This window comes from Pseudolysinimonas kribbensis (genome assembly GCF_039531715.1).
GTDB classification, from domain to species: domain Bacteria; phylum Actinomycetota; class Actinomycetes; order Actinomycetales; family Microbacteriaceae; genus Pseudolysinimonas; species Pseudolysinimonas kribbensis.
Genome location: NZ_BAAAQO010000002.1, coordinates 690531 through 707177, shown reverse-complemented (window position 1 = coordinate 707177; position 16647 = coordinate 690531). Strand labels below are relative to the sequence as shown.

General features: G+C 71.5%; 21 protein-coding genes. 4 read left to right on the top strand and 17 right to left on the bottom strand.

The window, feature by feature from the left end; translation table 11 throughout:
• The 5 genes from ABD285_RS04140 to rpmB all read right to left on the bottom strand — a co-directional run.
• The coding region (locus ABD285_RS04140; RefSeq protein ID WP_344200552.1) for a copper resistance D family protein at positions 1–982 on the bottom strand (982 nt) is incomplete at its 3' end.
• 106 nt (positions 983–1088) lie between these two features.
• A complete protein-coding gene (locus tag ABD285_RS04135; protein ID WP_284254010.1) occupies positions 1089–1376 on the bottom strand; it encodes an HU family DNA-binding protein in 288 nt (95 codons plus the stop codon).
• 126 nt (positions 1377–1502) lie between these two features.
• A complete protein-coding gene (gene rpsN / locus ABD285_RS04130) occupies positions 1503–1808 on the bottom strand; it encodes a 30S ribosomal protein S14 (protein WP_284254009.1) in 306 nt (101 codons plus the stop codon).
• 3 nt (positions 1809–1811) lie between these two features.
• Positions 1812–1979 (bottom strand): 50S ribosomal protein L33, encoded by a 168-nt coding sequence (gene rpmG / locus ABD285_RS04125; protein WP_213503118.1) that lies wholly within the window; start codon positions 1977–1979, stop codon positions 1812–1814.
• A 1-nt stretch (position 1980) separates the two neighbouring features.
• A complete protein-coding gene (gene rpmB / locus ABD285_RS04120; protein ID WP_284254008.1) occupies positions 1981–2217 on the bottom strand; it encodes a 50S ribosomal protein L28 in 237 nt (78 codons plus the stop codon).
• 205 nt (positions 2218–2422) lie between these two features.
• Here rpmB and ABD285_RS04115 point away from each other — a divergent pair, with 205 nt between their 5' ends.
• Entirely contained in the window at positions 2423–3949 is a 1527-nt protein-coding gene (locus tag ABD285_RS04115) for a DHA2 family efflux MFS transporter permease subunit (RefSeq protein WP_284254007.1), read from the top strand.
• Here ABD285_RS04115 and ABD285_RS04110 read toward each other — a convergent pair.
• The 8 genes from ABD285_RS04110 to ABD285_RS04075 form a co-directional block, all read right to left on the bottom strand.
• On the bottom strand, positions 3904–4305 hold the full coding sequence (locus tag ABD285_RS04110) for a Fur family transcriptional regulator (protein WP_344200544.1): 402 nt from the start codon (positions 4303–4305) through the stop codon (positions 3904–3906). The two genes, ABD285_RS04115 and ABD285_RS04110, sit on opposite strands and share 46 nt — an antisense overlap.
• On the bottom strand, positions 4302–5177 hold the full coding sequence (locus tag ABD285_RS04105) for a metal ABC transporter permease (RefSeq protein ID WP_284254006.1): 876 nt from the start codon (positions 5175–5177) through the stop codon (positions 4302–4304). Before ABD285_RS04105 ends, ABD285_RS04110 begins: the two co-directional genes overlap by 4 nt.
• Complete coding sequence (locus ABD285_RS04100) at positions 5174–5989, bottom strand: metal ABC transporter ATP-binding protein (RefSeq protein ID WP_284254005.1); 816 nt, start codon at positions 5987–5989, stop codon at positions 5174–5176. The genes ABD285_RS04105 and ABD285_RS04100 overlap by 4 nt, the downstream gene beginning before the upstream one ends.
• On the bottom strand, positions 5986–6888 hold the full coding sequence (locus ABD285_RS04095; protein ID WP_284254004.1) for a metal ABC transporter solute-binding protein, Zn/Mn family: 903 nt from the start codon (positions 6886–6888) through the stop codon (positions 5986–5988). Before ABD285_RS04095 ends, ABD285_RS04100 begins: the two co-directional genes overlap by 4 nt.
• 142 nt (positions 6889–7030) lie before the next feature.
• A complete protein-coding gene (locus tag ABD285_RS04090) occupies positions 7031–8431 on the bottom strand; it encodes a dihydrolipoamide acetyltransferase family protein (protein WP_344200540.1) in 1401 nt (466 codons plus the stop codon).
• Between the two features lie 11 nt (positions 8432–8442).
• Complete coding sequence (locus tag ABD285_RS04085; protein WP_284255668.1) at positions 8443–9402, bottom strand: alpha-ketoacid dehydrogenase subunit beta; 960 nt, start codon at positions 9400–9402, stop codon at positions 8443–8445.
• Between the two features lie 14 nt (positions 9403–9416).
• Positions 9417–10553, bottom strand: coding sequence for a thiamine pyrophosphate-dependent enzyme (locus ABD285_RS04080; protein ID WP_344200537.1), 1137 nt, complete (start codon positions 10551–10553; stop codon positions 9417–9419).
• A 23-nt stretch (positions 10554–10576) separates the two neighbouring features.
• Entirely contained in the window at positions 10577–11638 is a 1062-nt protein-coding gene (locus ABD285_RS04075) for a histidinol-phosphate transaminase (protein WP_344201275.1), read from the bottom strand.
• 73 nt (positions 11639–11711) lie between these two features.
• Between ABD285_RS04075 and ABD285_RS04070 the strand changes: the two genes are divergently transcribed.
• On the top strand, positions 11712–12125 hold the full coding sequence (locus ABD285_RS04070) for a phage holin family protein (protein ID WP_344200534.1): 414 nt from the start codon (positions 11712–11714) through the stop codon (positions 12123–12125).
• 13 nt (positions 12126–12138) lie between these two features.
• Here ABD285_RS04070 and ABD285_RS04065 read toward each other — a convergent pair whose 3' ends face one another.
• Positions 12139–13680, bottom strand: coding sequence for a hypothetical protein (locus ABD285_RS04065; protein ID WP_344200531.1), 1542 nt, complete (start codon positions 13678–13680; stop codon positions 12139–12141).
• Positions 13677–13913, bottom strand: coding sequence for a hypothetical protein (locus tag ABD285_RS04060; protein ID WP_284254001.1), 237 nt, complete (start codon positions 13911–13913; stop codon positions 13677–13679). Before ABD285_RS04060 ends, ABD285_RS04065 begins: the two co-directional genes overlap by 4 nt.
• Positions 13914–14026: 113 nt before the next feature.
• On the opposite strand from ABD285_RS04060, the gene ABD285_RS04055 reads away from it, so the two are divergent.
• Both ABD285_RS04055 and purB read left to right on the top strand, forming a co-directional pair.
• On the top strand, positions 14027–14548 hold the full coding sequence (locus ABD285_RS04055) for a low molecular weight protein-tyrosine-phosphatase (RefSeq protein WP_284254000.1): 522 nt from the start codon (positions 14027–14029) through the stop codon (positions 14546–14548).
• Positions 14545–15927 carry an adenylosuccinate lyase gene (gene purB / locus ABD285_RS04050; protein WP_284253999.1) on the top strand — a complete coding sequence of 461 codons (1383 nt, stop codon included), beginning with the start codon at positions 14545–14547 and terminating at the stop codon, positions 15925–15927. The genes ABD285_RS04055 and purB overlap by 4 nt, the downstream gene beginning before the upstream one ends.
• A 15-nt stretch (positions 15928–15942) precedes the next feature.
• Here the strand turns inward: purB and ABD285_RS04045 are convergent, their stop codons facing one another.
• Together ABD285_RS04045 and ABD285_RS04040 are read right to left on the bottom strand one after the other, a co-directional pair.
• A complete protein-coding gene (locus ABD285_RS04045; RefSeq protein WP_284253998.1) occupies positions 15943–16209 on the bottom strand; it encodes a hypothetical protein in 267 nt (88 codons plus the stop codon).
• Positions 16206–16647, bottom strand: a 442-nt coding sequence (locus tag ABD285_RS04040) for a DUF308 domain-containing protein (protein ID WP_344200526.1), incomplete at its 5' end; no start/stop codon positions are given. The genes ABD285_RS04045 and ABD285_RS04040, both read right to left, overlap by 4 nt.

The window sequence follows — 16647 nt, the reverse complement described above, 5'->3', positions numbered from 1 at the left end:
CGGCGGCGACGCCGGAGGCGATCCCCATGAACGCCAGCTCGGCGGTCGCCATGATCCAGAAGAACCGGCGCTGCGCGGTGCGGCGCAGGCGATCGATGAGCACCCGGCGCTGGAAGACGCCGAACAGCCCGAGCGCGCCGAGGGCGGCGACCTTGAGCAGCACCAGGACGCCGTACGGCGTGAGCAGCGCCTCCCACGTGCCGACGCGCAGCTGCGCGCTCACGGTGCCCGAGATCGCGACCACGATGAAGCAGACCAGGGCGATCGTCGAATAGCGCTCGAGCACCGGGACGAGGCGGTCGGCATCCACCCGGCCCGTGGCGGCCGTCCTTCGCTCCCGCCAGCCGATCGTCGCGAGCACCAGCAGTCCGCCGATCCACAGGCTCGCGAAGATCACGTGCAGCCAGATCGCCGTGATCGCCGCCTCGTGCGTCGACGAGTCGCCCGCGTGACCCTGCTCCTCGAGCGGGATGAGGCCGAGCACGGCGAACGCGGCGACGAACACCAGGGCGGTCTGGGATCGCACTGCGAAGCACAGGACCGTCACGACCGCGCCGACGAGCACCGTCGTCAGCCACGCGCGGCCGGGGATGTTCTGGGTGAGATAGTCGCCGAGGCCGACGCCGAACCGCTGCCCGAGGTCGGGCGCCTTGCCGGTCTGGGAGGAATAGGAGAGCACGCTGCTGACGGCGGCCGCGATCGTCCACACGGCCGCCCCGGCCGCCGCGACATCGAGTGCGCGGCCGTAGCGCTCGTCGCTCGACGCGAACGCGAAGACGGCGATCGCGAGGCCGCCGATCGCCGTGGCGATCCCGAGGTCGAGCACGACCTGCGCGAACGGCACCCCGAACCGCACGGCGACGCCGGGGTCGAGCGCGATCGGCGCGTCCGCGCCGTGCCCGATCGCGAGCGCGACGAGAAGTGCGCCGAACGCGACGAGGATCAGGACCGCGGGAGAGACGATCCGCGCGACGCGGAGCATGAGACCAGGCTAGGCCCGGCCGGATGTGAGCGGGTCGAGTGGTGCCGCGCCGGGGCGGGGAACGCGAAAGGCGCCGACCCCGGGGGATCGGCGCCTCACGAGTCGCTTACTTGGCGGCGGCCTTGAGCTTCGAGCCCGCGGTCACCTTGACGCCGTAGCCGGCGGCGATGTGGATCGCCTCGCCCGTGGCGGGGTTGCGCCCCTCGCGGGCGGCGCGGTGGGTGCGCTCGACGGCGAGCCAGCCCGGGATCTGCACCTTGGTGCCCTCGCCGACCGACTTCGCCAGGACGCTGAACAGCGAGTCGACGATGCCGGAGACCGTGGCCTGGCTCTGTCCGGAGTCGGCAGCGATGGCGGCGACCAGATCGGTCTTGTTGAGTGACTTGTCAGCCATGGGATGTCCTCCTCGGACCTCGTATTCGGAACGACCCGGTCGGCGTCGCCGCCGTCGGGCCGAGCACGAAGGTACCAGTAGTTCCCCGTGATTCCGGGGATCTTCGCGGTGTGGGGAGGTTCCTCTTTACCAGCTCGACTTGGTGATGCCGGGGAGCTCGCCGCGGTGCGCCATGTCGCGGAACCGCACACGGGAGATCCCGTACTGGCTCAGCACGCCGCGGGGGCGTCCGTCGATGGCGTCGCGGTGACGCAGACGCACCGGCGACGCGTCGCGCGGGAGCTTCTGCAGGCCGACGCGAGCGGCCTCGCGGCTCTCATCGCTGCCGTTCGGGTCGACGAGCTGCTTCTTCAGCTCCAGCCGCTTCGCGGCGTAGCGCTCGACGATGACGGCGCGCTGGTCGTTCTTGGCGATCTTGCTCTTCTTGGCCACGCTTTAGCGCTCCTCTCGGAACTCGACGTGCTTGCGCACGACCGGGTCGTACTTCTTGAGGACCAGACGGTCCGGGTCGTTGCGGCGGTTCTTGCGGGTCACGTAGGTGTACCCGGTGCCGGCCGTGGAGCGCAGCTTGATGATCGGACGGACGTCCTGTGCCTTCGCCATGTCAGATCTTCTCCCCGCGAGCCAGGATGTCTCTCACGACCGCGTCGATGCCGCGGGCGTCGATGACCTTGATGCCGCGTGCGGACACGTTGATCGTCACCTTCCGCCGCAGCGACGGCACGTAATAGGTCTTGCGCTGCACGTTCGGATCGAACCGGCGCTTGTTGCGACGATGCGAGAACGAGATGCTGTGGCCGAAACCGGGAACGGCTCCGGTCACCTGGCAGACGGCTGCCATGATTCCTCCATATCGGGACGACGCGAATCGTCCGGCTACCGTGCCGCGGCTGGATTCCTCCAAGACCACGGCACCCAAGGTCACTTGTCGGCATGCGGATCCGGGGTGGCCCCGGTCGCACACAAGAAGCGCCCTCGCGGGCACAACCTCTCGATCGTACCCGATGCCGGGCTGGTCCGTCACCCGCCGTCAGTAGGGTGACCGCATGGCATCCGCTCCGCGTCCCTGGCGCGCGCTCTGGGCGCTCGTCGTCGGGTTCTTCATGATCCTCATCGACTCGACGATCGTGAGCGTCGCCAACCCCAGGATCCTCGAGGGTCTGCACACCGACATCGACTCGGTCATCTGGGTCACGAGCGCCTACCTGCTCACGTACGCGACCCCGCTGCTCATCACCGGGCGCCTGGGCGACCGGTTCGGGCCCAAGAACCTCTACCTCGTCGGGCTCACGATCTTCACGCTCGCCTCGCTGTGGTGCGGCCTGTCGGGCGATATCGGCTGGCTCATCACGGCGCGTGCCGTGCAGGGCCTCGGCGCAGCGCTCATGGCGCCGCAGACCATGGCGGTCATCACCCGGGTGTTCCCGGCGGAGCGCCGCGGCGCCGCGATGGGCGTCTGGGGCGCGGTCGCCGGCGTCGGCACGCTCGTCGGGCCCATCGTGGGCGGCCTCATCGTCGACGCCCTCGGATGGCCGTGGATCTTCTTCGTCAACGTACCGATCGGCGTCGTCGCCTTCGCGCTCGCCGTGATCCTGGTGCCGAGGCTCGAGATGCACCCGCACCGCTTCGACCTGCTGGGCGTCGTGCTGAGCGCCGTCGGGATGTTCCTGCTCGTGTTCGGCATCCAGGAGGGCGAGCGCTACGACTGGGGCACGATCGCGGGGCCGATCTCGGTCTGGCTGCTCATCATCGTCGGCGTCGTCGTGCTCGTCGCGTTCGTCGTCTGGCAGCGGTTCAACCGCGCCGAACCGCTCCTGCCGCTGCGCCTGTTCCGCGATCGCAACTTCGCGCTCGCCAACATCGGCATCACCGCCGTCGGCTTCACCGTGACGTCGTTCGCGCTGCCGCTGGTCTTCTATCTGCAGCTCGTGCGCGGCATGACGCCGACCCAGTCGGCCCTCATGTTCGCGCCCATGGCCGTGTCGATCTTCATCTCGCCGTTCACGGGCCGCGCGCTCGACCGCGTGCACCCGCGCACGATCGGCGCGGTCGGCATGGTGCTGCTGGCGCTCTCGCTCGTGCTCTACGCGGTGCTGCTCACACCCGATCAGTCGGTCGGCGTGCTCCTGATCCCCGCGTTCGTGCTCGGGATCGCGCAGGCCGGCATCTGGGCTCCGCTCTCGGTGAGCGCGACCCGCAACCTGCCGCTGAACCTCGCCGGCGCGGGCGCGGGCGTGTACAACGCGACCCGGCAGGTCGGCGCGGTGCTCGGCAGCGCCTCCATCGCCGCGCTCATCCAGTCCCGGCTCGTCGCGGACCTGCCCGCCGCGGCGGGCGGTTCGGTGTCGCAGGCCGGGTTCGGCGGGGGCGCGCTGCCGGCCCCGTTGCACGACGGCTTCACGGCGGCCATGGCGCAGAGCATCCTGCTGCCGGCCGCCGGCGCGATCATCGCCTTCGTCGTGGTTCTGTTCCTGGTGCGACCGGGCGGTCCGGCGCCGGTGCCCGTGCCGGCGACCGCACCCGCTGCTCAGCCGGTGGACGAGGCGCGCGCCGCGGAGCACTCCGCGCAGTAGCCGAACACGTCGACGACGTGCTCGGGCTCGGTGAACCCGTTCGCCGCCGCGACCTCGCGGGCCCAGGTCTCCACCGGGTCGGCCTCGATCTCCACCGCCCGGCCGCAGCGCCGGCAGATCAGGTGGTGGTGATGCCGCCCCGGGGTGCACGCGCGGTAGAGCGACTCGCCCTCCTGCTGCAGCGAGTCGGCGTCCCCCTCGGTCGCGAGGTCGGCGAGGGCACGGTACACGGTCGCGAGCCCGACCTCGGATCCCTGCTCGCGCATGGTCTGATGCAGCGACTGGGCGCTCACGAAACCCGCGGTGTCGCCGAGGGCCTCGCGCACGGCCTCGCGCTGCCAGGTGTTCCGCTTCATGCGAGCCTCCGCTCCCTGCGCCTCACGGTACGCCGCGCACCCGCGAGCCGGCAGACCAGGTAGATGAGGAACGAGATCGTCGTGACGTAGGGGCTGATCGGCACGCTGGCCCCGAGGGCGAGCAGGATGCCGCCGACGAGCGACACCACCGCGAACGCGGTCGAGAGCACGGGCACCCAGACGGGCGACGCCGAGATGCGCAGGGCCGCCGCCGCGGGGGTGACGAGGATCGACAGCACGAGAAGCGCGCCCACGATCTGCACGCTCACCGACACGGCGAGCGCGAGCAGGAGCATGAAGACCAGCGAGAGCGCGCGCACCGGAACGCCGCGGGCGGCCGCGACCTCGGCATCCACGCTCGCGAACCCGAGCGGACGCCAGACGACCGCGAGGCCCGCGAGCACCACGACGGCGATCACGGCGAGCGAGCCGAGACGCGGGTCGTCGACCGCGACGATCTGCCCGGTGAGCAGGCCGAACTTGTTGGCATCCCGCCCGGGATACAGGGCGAGGCACAGGATGCCGAGGCCGAGGCCGAACGGCATGAGCACCGCGGTGATCGAGTTGCGCTCGCGGGCGCGGGCACCGAGCACCCCGATGATCGCGGCCGCGACGACCGACCCGACGAGCGACCCCGCGACGACCCCGATCCCGAGCAGCAGCCCCGCGGCCGCCCCCGCGAAGGAGAGCTCGCTGATGCCGTGCACGGCGAAGGCGAGGTCGCGCTGCACGACGAAGACCCCGATGAGGCCGCCGACCAGGCCGAGCAGGATGCCGGCGTACACGGAGTTCTGCAGCAGCTGCAGCAGGTCGCCGTAGTCCGAGAAGTCGAAGAGGGTCGACCACCAGTCGGTCGTCAGGAGCGCGCTCACGGCAGATCCGCCCCGTGATCGTGCTCGTGCTCGTGCGCGTGGGTCTGATCGGGAGCGCCGACGATGATCACGCGCCCCCGGGCGCGCACGACATCGACGGGCGCGTCGTAGAGCTCGCTCAGCACGTCGCTGCGCAGCACTTCGTCGGGCGTGCCGACCCGGAACCGGCGGCCGGCGAGGTAGAGCACCCGGTCGACCATCCCGAGCACCGGATTGACGTCGTGCGTCACGAACAGCACCCCGAAGTCGCGCGCGCGGCGGGTGCGATCGATGAGCTCGCTGACGACACCTTGAGCGCGCAGGTCGAGCGAGAGCAGCGGCTCGTCGCACAGCAGCAGGCGCGGATCGCCGGCGAGCGCCTGCCCGATCCGCAGTCGCTGCTGCTCGCCGCCCGACAGGCTCGCGACCGGCACGCGCGCGTAATGCGCGGCGCCGACCGCGTCGAGCACCTCGTCGACCTTCTCGCGCCGGGCGCGGCTCGGCCATCCGACGCCCCAGCGGTGCCCGTCCAGCCCGAGGCCGACGAGGTCGCGGCCGCGCAGCGGCGTGCCCTCATCGGCGAGGCGCTGCTGCGGCACGTAGCCGATGCGCCGATCACCGTGGCGCAGCGGCTCCCCGAGGAAGGTCGCCGACCCGGCGCTCAGCCGGTGCTGGCCCAGGATCGCCTTGAGCAGGCTGGTCTTGCCCGACCCGTTCGCGCCGAGCACCGCCACGAACTCGCCCGGGGCGACGTCGAGGTCCACGCCGCTCCACAGCACGCGACCGCCGAGGGTGAGCTCGGCGGCGCGGAGGGACAGCAGCGGGGGCGTCATCCGGTGACCGCCTGGGCGATCGCGGCGAGCACGCCCTCCTGCCACTCGATGTAGTGCAACCCCTCCGGCAGCGTCTCGGAGACCGGCACGGCGGGCACGTGATGCTTCTTCGCGGCGGCGAGCACGGCCTCGGTCTGCGGCCCGCCGGTCTGCACGTTGTACACGAGCACCTTCACCCTGCCGTCGGCGTACTGCGCGAGCGTCTGCTGCAGCACGACCGGGGCGACGTCGGTGCCGTCCTCGATCGCCTTGCTGAAGGCGGGCGGCGTCACGATGTCCATCTTCAACGCCTGGAGCACGTAGTCCGGCACGGGCTCGGTGATGCCGGCGCCGACGCCGGTCGTCGATGCCGCGAGCGTCGCCTCGGAATCCTCGAGCCGGGTCAGCTTCTGCTGCAGCGCCTCGGCGCCCGCGCTGTACGCGCGGGCGTGCTTCGGGTCGGCGGTGTGCAGCGACGCGGCGATCGCGTCGACGACCTTGGACATGGTCGGGTAGTCGTACCAGACGTGCTCGTTGAGGTCGGCGCCGGAGAAGCCGGACAGCTTCACAGCGTTCACCACGAACGCCTTCGTGTTCTTGGAGGCCTTGAGCATCGTGTCGACGAAGTCGTCGTAGCCGCCGCCGTTCTCGATCACGACCTTCGCCCGCGAGATCGCGAGCTGCGTGCGGGCGTCGGCCTGGTACTCGTGCGGGTCCTTGTCGGGATCGTCGATGATCGACGTGACCGTGACGTGCGCGCCGCCGATCGCCTTCGCGATGTCGCCGTAGACGTCGGTCGACGCGACGACCGGCACGGTGCCCGCGGCTCCGGAGGCGGAGGCGGCGGCACCGCCGCTGCATCCGGCGAGTGCCGCGAGCACGGCGAGGGCGGCGAGTGCGGCGAGTGCGCGTCGGGGCATGCGGACGACCCTAGCCGCTATTGATAATCATTGTCAAAACCCGCGCGTCCGCGCGGTGCCCGACCGACCCAGCCATAGCGATCGGCGCGACCGCGCTCGTGCCGATCGCGGAGCGACCCGCGCCGCAGCAGCGGCGGCGCGGTCAATCGAGCAGCAGCGCGGGCTCCTCGAGCACCGAGGCGATGTCGGCCGTGAAGCGGCTCGCGACATCCCCGTCGACGACGCGGTGATCGAAGCTCGCACCGACGGTCGTCACGAACTCGGGCCGAACGACCCCATCGACCACCCACGGCTTCTGCTTGAGCGCGCCGAGGGCGACGATGCCGACCTCGCCCGGATTCAGGATCGGCGTGCCGGTGTCCATGCCGTAGGAGCCGAGGTTCGTGATGGTGACGGTGCCGTTCGCCATGTCGGAGGGCTGCGCCCGCCCCTCGCGCGCCATGATCGTGAGCTGCTCGAGCGCCTTGGCGAGCTCGAGCAGCGACATCGACTGGGAGTCCTTGATGTTCGGCACGATGAGTCCGCGCGGCGTCGCCGCCGCGATGCCGAGGTTCACGTAGTGGTGCACCACGATCTCCTTGTCGGTCCACGTCGAGTTCACCGTGGGATTGCGCTGGCAGGCCCAGATCACGGCCTTCGCCATCACGAGCAGCGGGCTGATCCGGATCCCCGCGAACTGCGGCGACTTCTTCAGTCGCTGCACGAGCTCCATGGTGCGCGTCGCGTTGACGTCGGTGAAGACGCTCACGTGCGGCGCCGTGAACGCGCTCGAGACCATCGCCGACGCGATCGCCTTGCGCACGCCCTTGACGGGGATGCGCTCCTCGCGATCGGTCGGCCACTCCGGTGTCTGCAGGTTCTGGAACACGCTGGCCTGCTGCGCGTGCCGGATGACGTCGTCGCGCGTGACCTCGCCCCCGAGCCCCGTGCCCGAGACCGTGGCGATGTCGACCTCGAGGTCCTTCGCGAGCCGGCGGATCGGCGGCTTCGCGATGACGGAGCCGACGGTGGAGGGGCCGGATGGGCGGCGCGGCACGGCGCGCTGCGGGTCCGGCGCGGCGGGCGCACCGTTGGCGGGCTTGCGACGGCGCGAGGCCACGTGGCCTCCGGTCCCGTAGCCGACGAGCACGGCGCCGCCGACCTCGCCGGGCACCTCGGGCGCCGTGGGAGCCGGTGCGGCGTCCGCGGCGGGTGTCCCCTCGGGCCGGTGCACGCGACCGCCGCCGATCGTGGTCATCGTGTCGGCGACGACTCCGAGGGTGTCGCCCTCGTTGCCGGGGGCCTCGAGCTCGATCGTGCCGCCCGCGGAATCCACCCGGATGATGGGGGCGCCGACCTCGACGGTCGCGCCCTCCTCGGCGAGCAGCTCGGTGACGGTGCCGGCGAACGGCGACGGCAGCTCGACGAGCGACTTCGCGGTCTCGATCTCGACGAGCACCTGGTTGACCCGCACCTGGTCGCCGGGCGCCACCTTCCACGAGACGATCTCGGCCTCGGTGAGACCCTCGCCGACGTCGGGGAGCGGGAACTCTGACTGCGCCATCGTCGGTCCTCTCAGTAGGCCAGCACGCGGTCGACGGCGTCGAGCACGCGGTCGGCGTCCGGCAGGAACACCGCCTCGATCTTGGCGGGAGGGTACGGCACGTCGTACCCGGTGACCCGCAGCACGGGTGCCTGGAGCGAGTAGAACGCCCGCTCGGTGATCGTCGCGGCCAGCTCCGACCCGATGCTCGCATTGCCGGGCGCCTCATGCGCGACGACGACCCGGCCGGTCTTCTGCGCCGACTCCACGATCGGCCCGTAGTCGATGGGCGAGAGGGAGCGCAGGTCGATGACCTCGAGGCTCGTGCCCTCCTCCGCGGCGATCTCGGCCGCCTGCAGCAGCGTCGCGATCATCGCGCCGTGCCCGATCACGGTGGCATCCGATCCGGTGCGGATCACCCGGCTCGCGTGCAGCGGCGCGGCCGTCGCCTCGCGATCGACCTCGCCCTTCTGCCAATAGCGGCTCTTCGGCTCGAAGAACAGCACGGGATCGTTCGAGGCGATCGCCTGCTGGATCATCGTGAAGCCGTCCTGCGCGGTCGCGGGACTCACGAGCCGCAGGCCGGGGGTGTGGGCGAAATACGCCTCGGGGCTCTCGGAGTGGTGCTCGATCGCGCCGATGTGGCCGCCGTAGGGCACCCGGATGACGACCGGCATCTGCAGGAGACCCTCGTGCCGCGCGGTCATCTTCGCGAGCTGCGTCGTGATCTGGTCGAACCCGGGGAAGATGAAGCCGTCGAACTGGATCTCGCACACCGGCCGGTAGCCGCGCATGGCCAGGCCGATCGCCGTCCCGACGATGCCCGACTCGGCCAGCGGCGTGTCGAGCACGCGATTCTCGCCGAAGGCGTTCTTCAGCCCCTCGGTCACACGGAAGACCCCGCCGAGCGTGCCGATGTCCTCGCCCATGAGGAGCACCTTGTCGTCGGCGGACATGGCAGCGTGCAGGCCGGCGTTGATGGCCTTCGCCATCGTGAGGCTCTCGATCACGCCCGGGCCTCCCGGGCCTCATCGGTCTCGCCGAACGACGCCTCGTAGGCGGCGAGCCACTCGCGCTGCGCCTCGATGACCGGGTGTGGCTCGCTGTACACGTGGGCGAACATGCTCGCCGGCTCGGGCACGGCGAGCTCGAAGATGCGCGTGCGCAGATCGGCCGCGGCATCCTCCGCCTCGGTCGCGACCTCCGCGAAGAACCCGTCGCCGACGCCGCGGGAGCGCAGGTAGTGCTCGAACCGGGTGATCGCGTCGCGCTCGCTCCAGACGTCGACCTCGTCGTCCTCGCGGTACTTGGTCGGGTCGTCGCTGGAGGTGTGGGCGCCCATCCGGTAGGTCATGGCCTCAATGAAGCGCGGCCCGCGGCCCCCGCGCGCCTCATCGAGCGCGATGCGCGTCGTCGCGTACGCGGCGAGCACGTCGTTGCCGTCGATCTGCAGCGACGGGATGCCGTATCCGGCCGCCCGCTCGTACAACGGCGTGCGCGACTGCCGCGAGACCGGCACCGAGATCGCCCACTGGTTGTTCTGCAGGAAGAAGACCTGCGGCGTCTGATAGCTCGCGGCGAACACCATCGACTCGTGCACGTCGCCCTCGCTGCTGGCGCCGTCGCCGTAGTAGACGATCACCGCCTGGTCGCTCTCCGGATCGCCGCTCGCGATCGCGCCGTCGAAGCGCAGCCCCATGGCGTATCCGGTCGCGTGCAGCGTCTGCGAGCTCAGCACGATCGCGTAGAGGTGGAAGTTGCCGTTGGCCGCCGCGTCCCAGCCGCCGTGGCTGTTGCCCCGCAGCTGGCGGATGATCTCGAGAGGGTCGAGCCCGCGGATCCGGCCGACGACGTGCTCGCGGTACGACGGGAAGATGTGGTCCTGCGGCCGGGCAGCGTAGCCCGAACCGACCTGGGCGGCCTCCTGCCCCATGCTCGGGATCCACAGGGCGAGCTGACCCTGTCGCTGCAGGTTGCCCGCCTCGAGGTCGAATCGCCGGATGACGACCATCTGCCGATGGAAGTCGAGCAGCTGCTGCTCGTCGAGGGCGTCGATGACCGGCAGGTACCGCTCGGTCGCCTCGCTTCGGAGAAGGGTCCCCTCCGGCGAGAGCAGTTGGACCGTCGCCGACTCCTGGGACATGGTGACCACCCTATCCGCGGTGTTCAGGCCCCTTCTCGGAGCATTGCGACAACCTCCGCGGCCGACCGTAGGAGCGGATCGACAGATGCCTCCTCGCCGATCGACACCCGGATGCCGTCGGGCGCGAAGACCCGCGCGACGATCCCGTGGCGCTCCAGGATCTCGGCGGCGCGGGGGGTGTCGTCGCCGGCGGCCAGCCAGACGAAGTTGCCCTGCGGCTCCGGGACGTCCCAGCCGGCCGATTGCAGGCCGTCGCGCACCCGGGTTCGGCGCTCCACGATCGCGTCGACCCGATCCCGGAGCTCGCCCTCGTGATCGAGCGCGGCGAGCGCGGCGCGCTGGGCCGGCTCGGTGACCGACAGCGGGATCGCGGCCGAGCGTGCTGCGTCGAGGATGTAGGCGGGTCCGGCCGCGTAGCCGACCCGCAGGCCGGCGAGCCCGAACGCCTTCGAGAACGTGCGCAGCACGACGAGGTTCGGGTACCGGTCCAGCAGCGACAGGCCCTCGACCGCGTGCGGGTCGGTGACGAACTCGCGGTAGGCCTCGTCGAGCAGCACGAGCACCGTCTCGGGCACCCTCGCCATGAACTCCTCGAACTCGGCGGTCGTGACGATCGTGGAGGTGGGATTGTTCGGCGTGCAGACCAGCACCGCCCGCGTGCGGTCGGTGATCGCCGCCGCCATGGCATCGAGGTCGTGCCGCCCGTCGGCCAGCACCGGTACGGTCACGCTGGTCGCTCCCGCGACCGTCACGAGACCCGGGTACGCCTCGAACGACCGCCAGGCGTAGAGCACCTCGTCGCCGGCACCGGCGGCCGCCGAGATCAGCTGCTGCAGGATCGCGACCGACCCCGCCCCGACATGCACCTCGTCGATCGAGACGCCGATCCGCTCCGCGAGACGCTCGCGCAACGCGACCGCGGCGCCGTCCGGGTACCGGTTGATGCTGGCTCCCGCGATCGCCTCGAGCACCGCCGGATGCGTCTCGAACGGATTCTCGTTGGACGACAGCTTGAACGCGTCGGGTGCGGCCGGCCGACCCTGCCGATACGGCACGAGCGCGGCGATCTCGGGACGGAGGATCACGGCCACGCCATGAGTTTAAGCGCCACGGCTCTGCCCGTTCCGCCGGCGGGGCCCTCGCGCCATGATGGGGTGCATGGGACGCCTCCTCCTCCGCCTGCTCATCTCGGCGCTCGCCCTCTGGCTGACGACGCTCATCATGAGCCCGCACGTGTCGATCAAGTCCTATGACGCCGACCCCGGGAACGTCTTCGCCTACATCGTGACCCTCGTGCTGGTCGCGCTCATCTTCGGCATCGTCAACGGCGTCATCGGCGGCATCATCCGCGTCGTCGCGTTCCCGCTCTATGTGCTCACGCTCGGTCTGATCTCGCTCGTGGTCAACGGGCTGCTCCTGCTGCTGGTCGCGTGGATCAGCAGCCTCCTCGGCTTCGGTCTCGCCGTCGAGAGCTTCTGGTGGGGGGTTCTGGGTGCGATCATCATCGGCGTCATCAGCTGGCTGATCGGCATCATCGTGCGACCGTTCACGCGCTCGGTCGAGCGGCGCTGAGCCTCGCCGCCGGTCATCCTCCGCTCCCGTCGCGTCGGACGGCGTGATAAAGGGATGCCGTGATGGTCGATCCCGGCCGCCGGGCGTAGTCGCCGGCGAAGTCGTCGAGAGCCCGGGACTGGGCGCGCACGTCCTCGGAGCGGGCCGCGTCGATCGCCTGTGCCGTCGCGGCGTAGGCGACCCGCTGATGGCCCGGCGCCGCCTGATCGGTGGGCATCGTCGACGGATCCGCATACACCGTGCGCTCCACCTGCAGCAGATGGTGATCGGTCTGCGGTCCGGCCAGCGCCGGGATGAAGTCCTCCCGGTTGCGCACCGCCATGCCCTGGACGCCGTCCGGCAGCACCACGTTGCCCGACGGTGCGCCGAAGGTCTGCAGGCCCACGGCGTTCCAGTCGCCATCCGCCGCGATGCGGGCCGCGACCATCCCGCCCTGCGAGAACCCGACGAGCTGCACCTGGCTGGCGTCGGTGATCCCCGCATCCCTCATGGCGAGCTCGGTGGCGCGGATCGAGGCGACGTCCTCCCCGCCGACGCCGCCGACGTTGCTCGCCATGTCCCACGGCTCGCCCTCCGGCCGCGGGTCGAAGGTCTCGGTCGGTCCGACGTAGACGACGAACCGATCCGGCGATCCCGGCGCCGTGTACCGCTCGATGCGCACCTGGTCGCCCTCCGGCACCCGCTCCAGCCGCTGCGTCGCGCCGGAGGGTGCCGTGTCGACCCGTTGCCGGTCGACCCGCTGCACGTCGACGGGCGACTCCTCGAGCAGCCCGAGCCGTGGGCCGATCGCCATCAGGGCGTCGGCACTCGTCGCCATACCGGTCCGTCCGGTCGCGCCGAGCGCGACCGCGATCACCGGCGGGACGCCGGCGGCGGTCAGCATGCCCTCGTCCATGCCGTCCGCCACTCCGCGCACCGCCGCGACGAAGGTCGGATTGCCGGTCAGCTGCGGGTGCTGCTCGAGGAATCGCGCGAGGGCCGCCGGGTCGAGCTTGCGTCCGGTGAGCGCCTCGCCGCCGGCGATCCCGGCCAGGGCGCCGAGCACGAGCGCCGGGCCGCCGAAGAGGGCGCCCATCCGGAGCTGGGTGCCGAGCAGGGCACCGCCGACGCCCGCGAGTGCGTCGAACAGACCGTTGGCATCACGGCTCGCGGCGCTGTAGCGCTCGACGGCACGCGTGAGCCCGTCGTGCAGCCGCTCGGCCGTCGAGATGGCGGCGCGCAGGGCCTGCTCCACGGCGCCCAGCGGCGGGGCGTGGGGCACGAGCTCGGCGCGATGGATGGCGGCGAGGCCGTGCCGCAACCGCGAGGTCAGCGCGGCCGCCTGGGCGATGGCGGCCCGCATCCCATCCGTCGCGACGGTCGTCGAACCGGCCGCGGTCACGACGAGCGGACCCCCGAGCTGCGGCGTCGGCGCGAAGTGCGACGCATCGGGAGGCGGCGGCTGGTTCGTGCCGGGCGCCAGCGGGGGCAGCAGTCGATCCGGCCCCGGGTCCGCGGGCCGCACCGGCGTGAGCGGCGACGTCGCGTGGTCCGGCGAGGGAGGCGGCGGGATCACGATGCCCCCGACACCCGCGCGCGGGCGCGATCCAGCTCGCCGAGCAGCACGGTCAGCCGCCCGCGCAGCTCGGATTGGAGCTGATCGCACGCCTGTGACGCCGGTCCGAGCCAGTCGCCGCTCGCCACGCGGGGCGGGTCGACGACCGCCGCCGCCACGTCGTCGACCACGGGTGAGAGAAGTCGGAAGAGCTCGGCACGTGCGTCCGGTTCGGACGGAAGCGGGATGACCATGGCTCGATCGTGGCGAGCGGAGCACCCCGCCGGGCCGCGCGGGACCCGATGCGGGGAGCACGGCGCGGGTCCGGATGCTGTGCAGGGGAGTCCGCCCCCGCGAAGATGGGGGGATGCGCACCCGCGACGGCGACCCGATCGCCGCCTTCCGCGTGTGCTTCGTGTGCACGGGCAACATCTGCCGGTCGCCCATGGCCGAGGCGGTGCTGCGCTCGCTCATCACGTCGCACGGCTACGAGCAGCGGCTGCAGGTCACGTCCGCGTCGACCGGCGATTGGCACGTCGGCGAGCGTGCCGACGCACGCACGATCGCCGCGCTCGCGGCCCGCGGCTACGACGCGTCGTCGCATCGGGCCCGGCAGTTCGAGGTCGACGAGTTCGCCCAGCACGATCTCGTGCTGGCCTTCGACCGCGGCCAGGAGCGCATCCTGCGCGGCTGGGCGACGAGCGACCTCGACCAGGGCAAGGTGCAGCTGCTGATGACGTTCGACCCCGATGGATCGGGCACGATGGACGTGCCGGATCCGTACTACTCCGATGCGGCGATGTTCGACGGCGTGCTCACGATGATCGAGCGCGCGACGTTCGCGCTGTTCCGGCAGCTCGAGCCCGGAATCCGACAGGGAGTCTCATGAGCCCGCTTCCTCCGCAGCCGATCAGCCCGCTCGACGGACGCTACCGGGCGGCGGTGGGCGGGATCGGGGAGCACCTCTCCGAGGCCGCCCTGAACCGGGCGCGCGTGCACGTCGAGGTCGAATGGCTCATCGCCCTCGCCGAGCGCCGCATGTTCGGTGCCGCGCCGCTCGACGACGCGCAGGCCGCGGCGCTGCGGGAGTTCGCGTCCGGATTCGGCGAGCCCGAGATCCGGGAACTCGCCCGCCTCGAGGCGACCACCCGGCACGACGTCAAGGCGGTCGAGTACCTGGTGCGCGCCCGGCTCGCCGAGCTCGGTCTCGACCGCGTCGCCGAGCTCACCCACTTCGCGTGCACGAGCGAGGACATCAACAACCTCGCCTACGCCCTGACGATCGGCGCCGCAGTGCACGAGGTGTGGCTGCCCCGGGCGCAGGAGGTGCTCGCCGCGATCGAGGAGCGCGCCCGTGCCGAGCGGGCGACGCCGATGCTCGCCCACACCCACGGACAGCCCGCGACCCCGACGACCTTCGGCAAGGAGCTCGCCGTCTTCGCGGCGCGGCTCGCGCGCGCGCTCGACCGCATCGACGACATCGAGATCCTCGGCAAGTTCAACGGCGCGACCGGCGACTACGCGGCCCACGTCGCCGCCGATCCGGATGCCGACTGGGAGTCGATCTCGCACGCGTTCGTCACCGGTCTCGGGCTCGTGTGGAACCCTCTCACCACCCAGATCGAGTCGCACGACTGGCAGGCCGAGCTCTATGCCGCGATCGCCCACGCCAACCGGATCCTGCACAACCTCTGCACCGACGTGTGGACCTACATCTCGATGGGCTACCTCTCGCAGATCCCGCAGGCCGGGGCGACCGGGTCGTCGACGATGCCGCACAAGATCAACCCGATCCGCTTCGAGAACGCCGAGGCCAACCTCGAGCTCTCGACCGCGCTGCTCAACTCGCTCGCCGCGACGCTCGTCACCAGCCGGATGCAGCGCGACCTCACCGACTCCACGACGCAGCGCAACGTCGGCGTCGCGCTCGGCCACTCGCTCCTCGCGCTCGACAACCTCGCCCGCGGGCTCGGCGAGGTCGCCGTCGACCGGGAGGCGCTGGCCGCCGACCTCGACGTCAACCAGGAGGTGCTGGCGGAGGCGATCCAGACCGTGATCCGGGCCGAGGTCGTCGCCGGACGCAGCACGATCTCGGATCCCTACGCCCTGCTCAAGGACCTCACGCGCGGGCACCGCCTGACCGCCGAGGAGCTGCGCGCGTTCGTCGAGCGTCTCGACATCGGGGACGTCGCGAAGCAGCGCCTGCTCGCCCTCACCCCCGCGACCTACACCGGGATCGCCGAGAGGCTCGTCGACCACCTCGAGTGACGACGCACGCCGCGGTCAGTGCCCGCTGGGGCGCTCGTCGTCGCGGTGCTCGTCGTCGCCGTGCTCGGCATCCGGTCGCTCGTCCTTCGGCACGACGGCCAGCAGCAGCATCGCCGTCACCACGAGGGCGACCACGAACGCGATACCGGCCCATTCGAGGGCGGTGAGCCACTCACGGGTGCCCATGACGACGATCGCGCCGACGAAGACGCCGATGATCGCGGCCACGACCACGAGCTCGGCGGGGCGCAGACGCGTGCCCAGACTCGGTTTCGCATTCACGTGCGGTCCTCCTCCTCCGGTTCGACCGGGGTTCGCAGCGACACCGCGGAGATGCCCTGCAGGACCCCCACGACGATCCCCCAGGCGCCGAGGAGCCCGACCAGCACGACCGAGGCGGTCAGGGTGCCGGTGATCCGTTCGATGCCGCCGAGGCTCTCGCGGTAGCCCGGCGGGACCACCAGGAACGCGAGACCGAGCGCCAGCGTGAGGGCACCGGTCAGGACCCAGTCCCGCGCCCCGCGGTCGACGCGGCGCGCGCGCAGCCCCGCCACGAGCTCCAGGGCGCCGGTCAGGATGCCGAACGCGCTGACGATCCCGACGAGCGCGATCACGTCGCCGCCGCCCGCGGCCGACGACAGCGCCACGAGACCCGAGATCCCGGCCACGAGCGTGACCGCCGCCTGGACGAGGAAGGTTCCGCGCACCGCGCGACGCAGC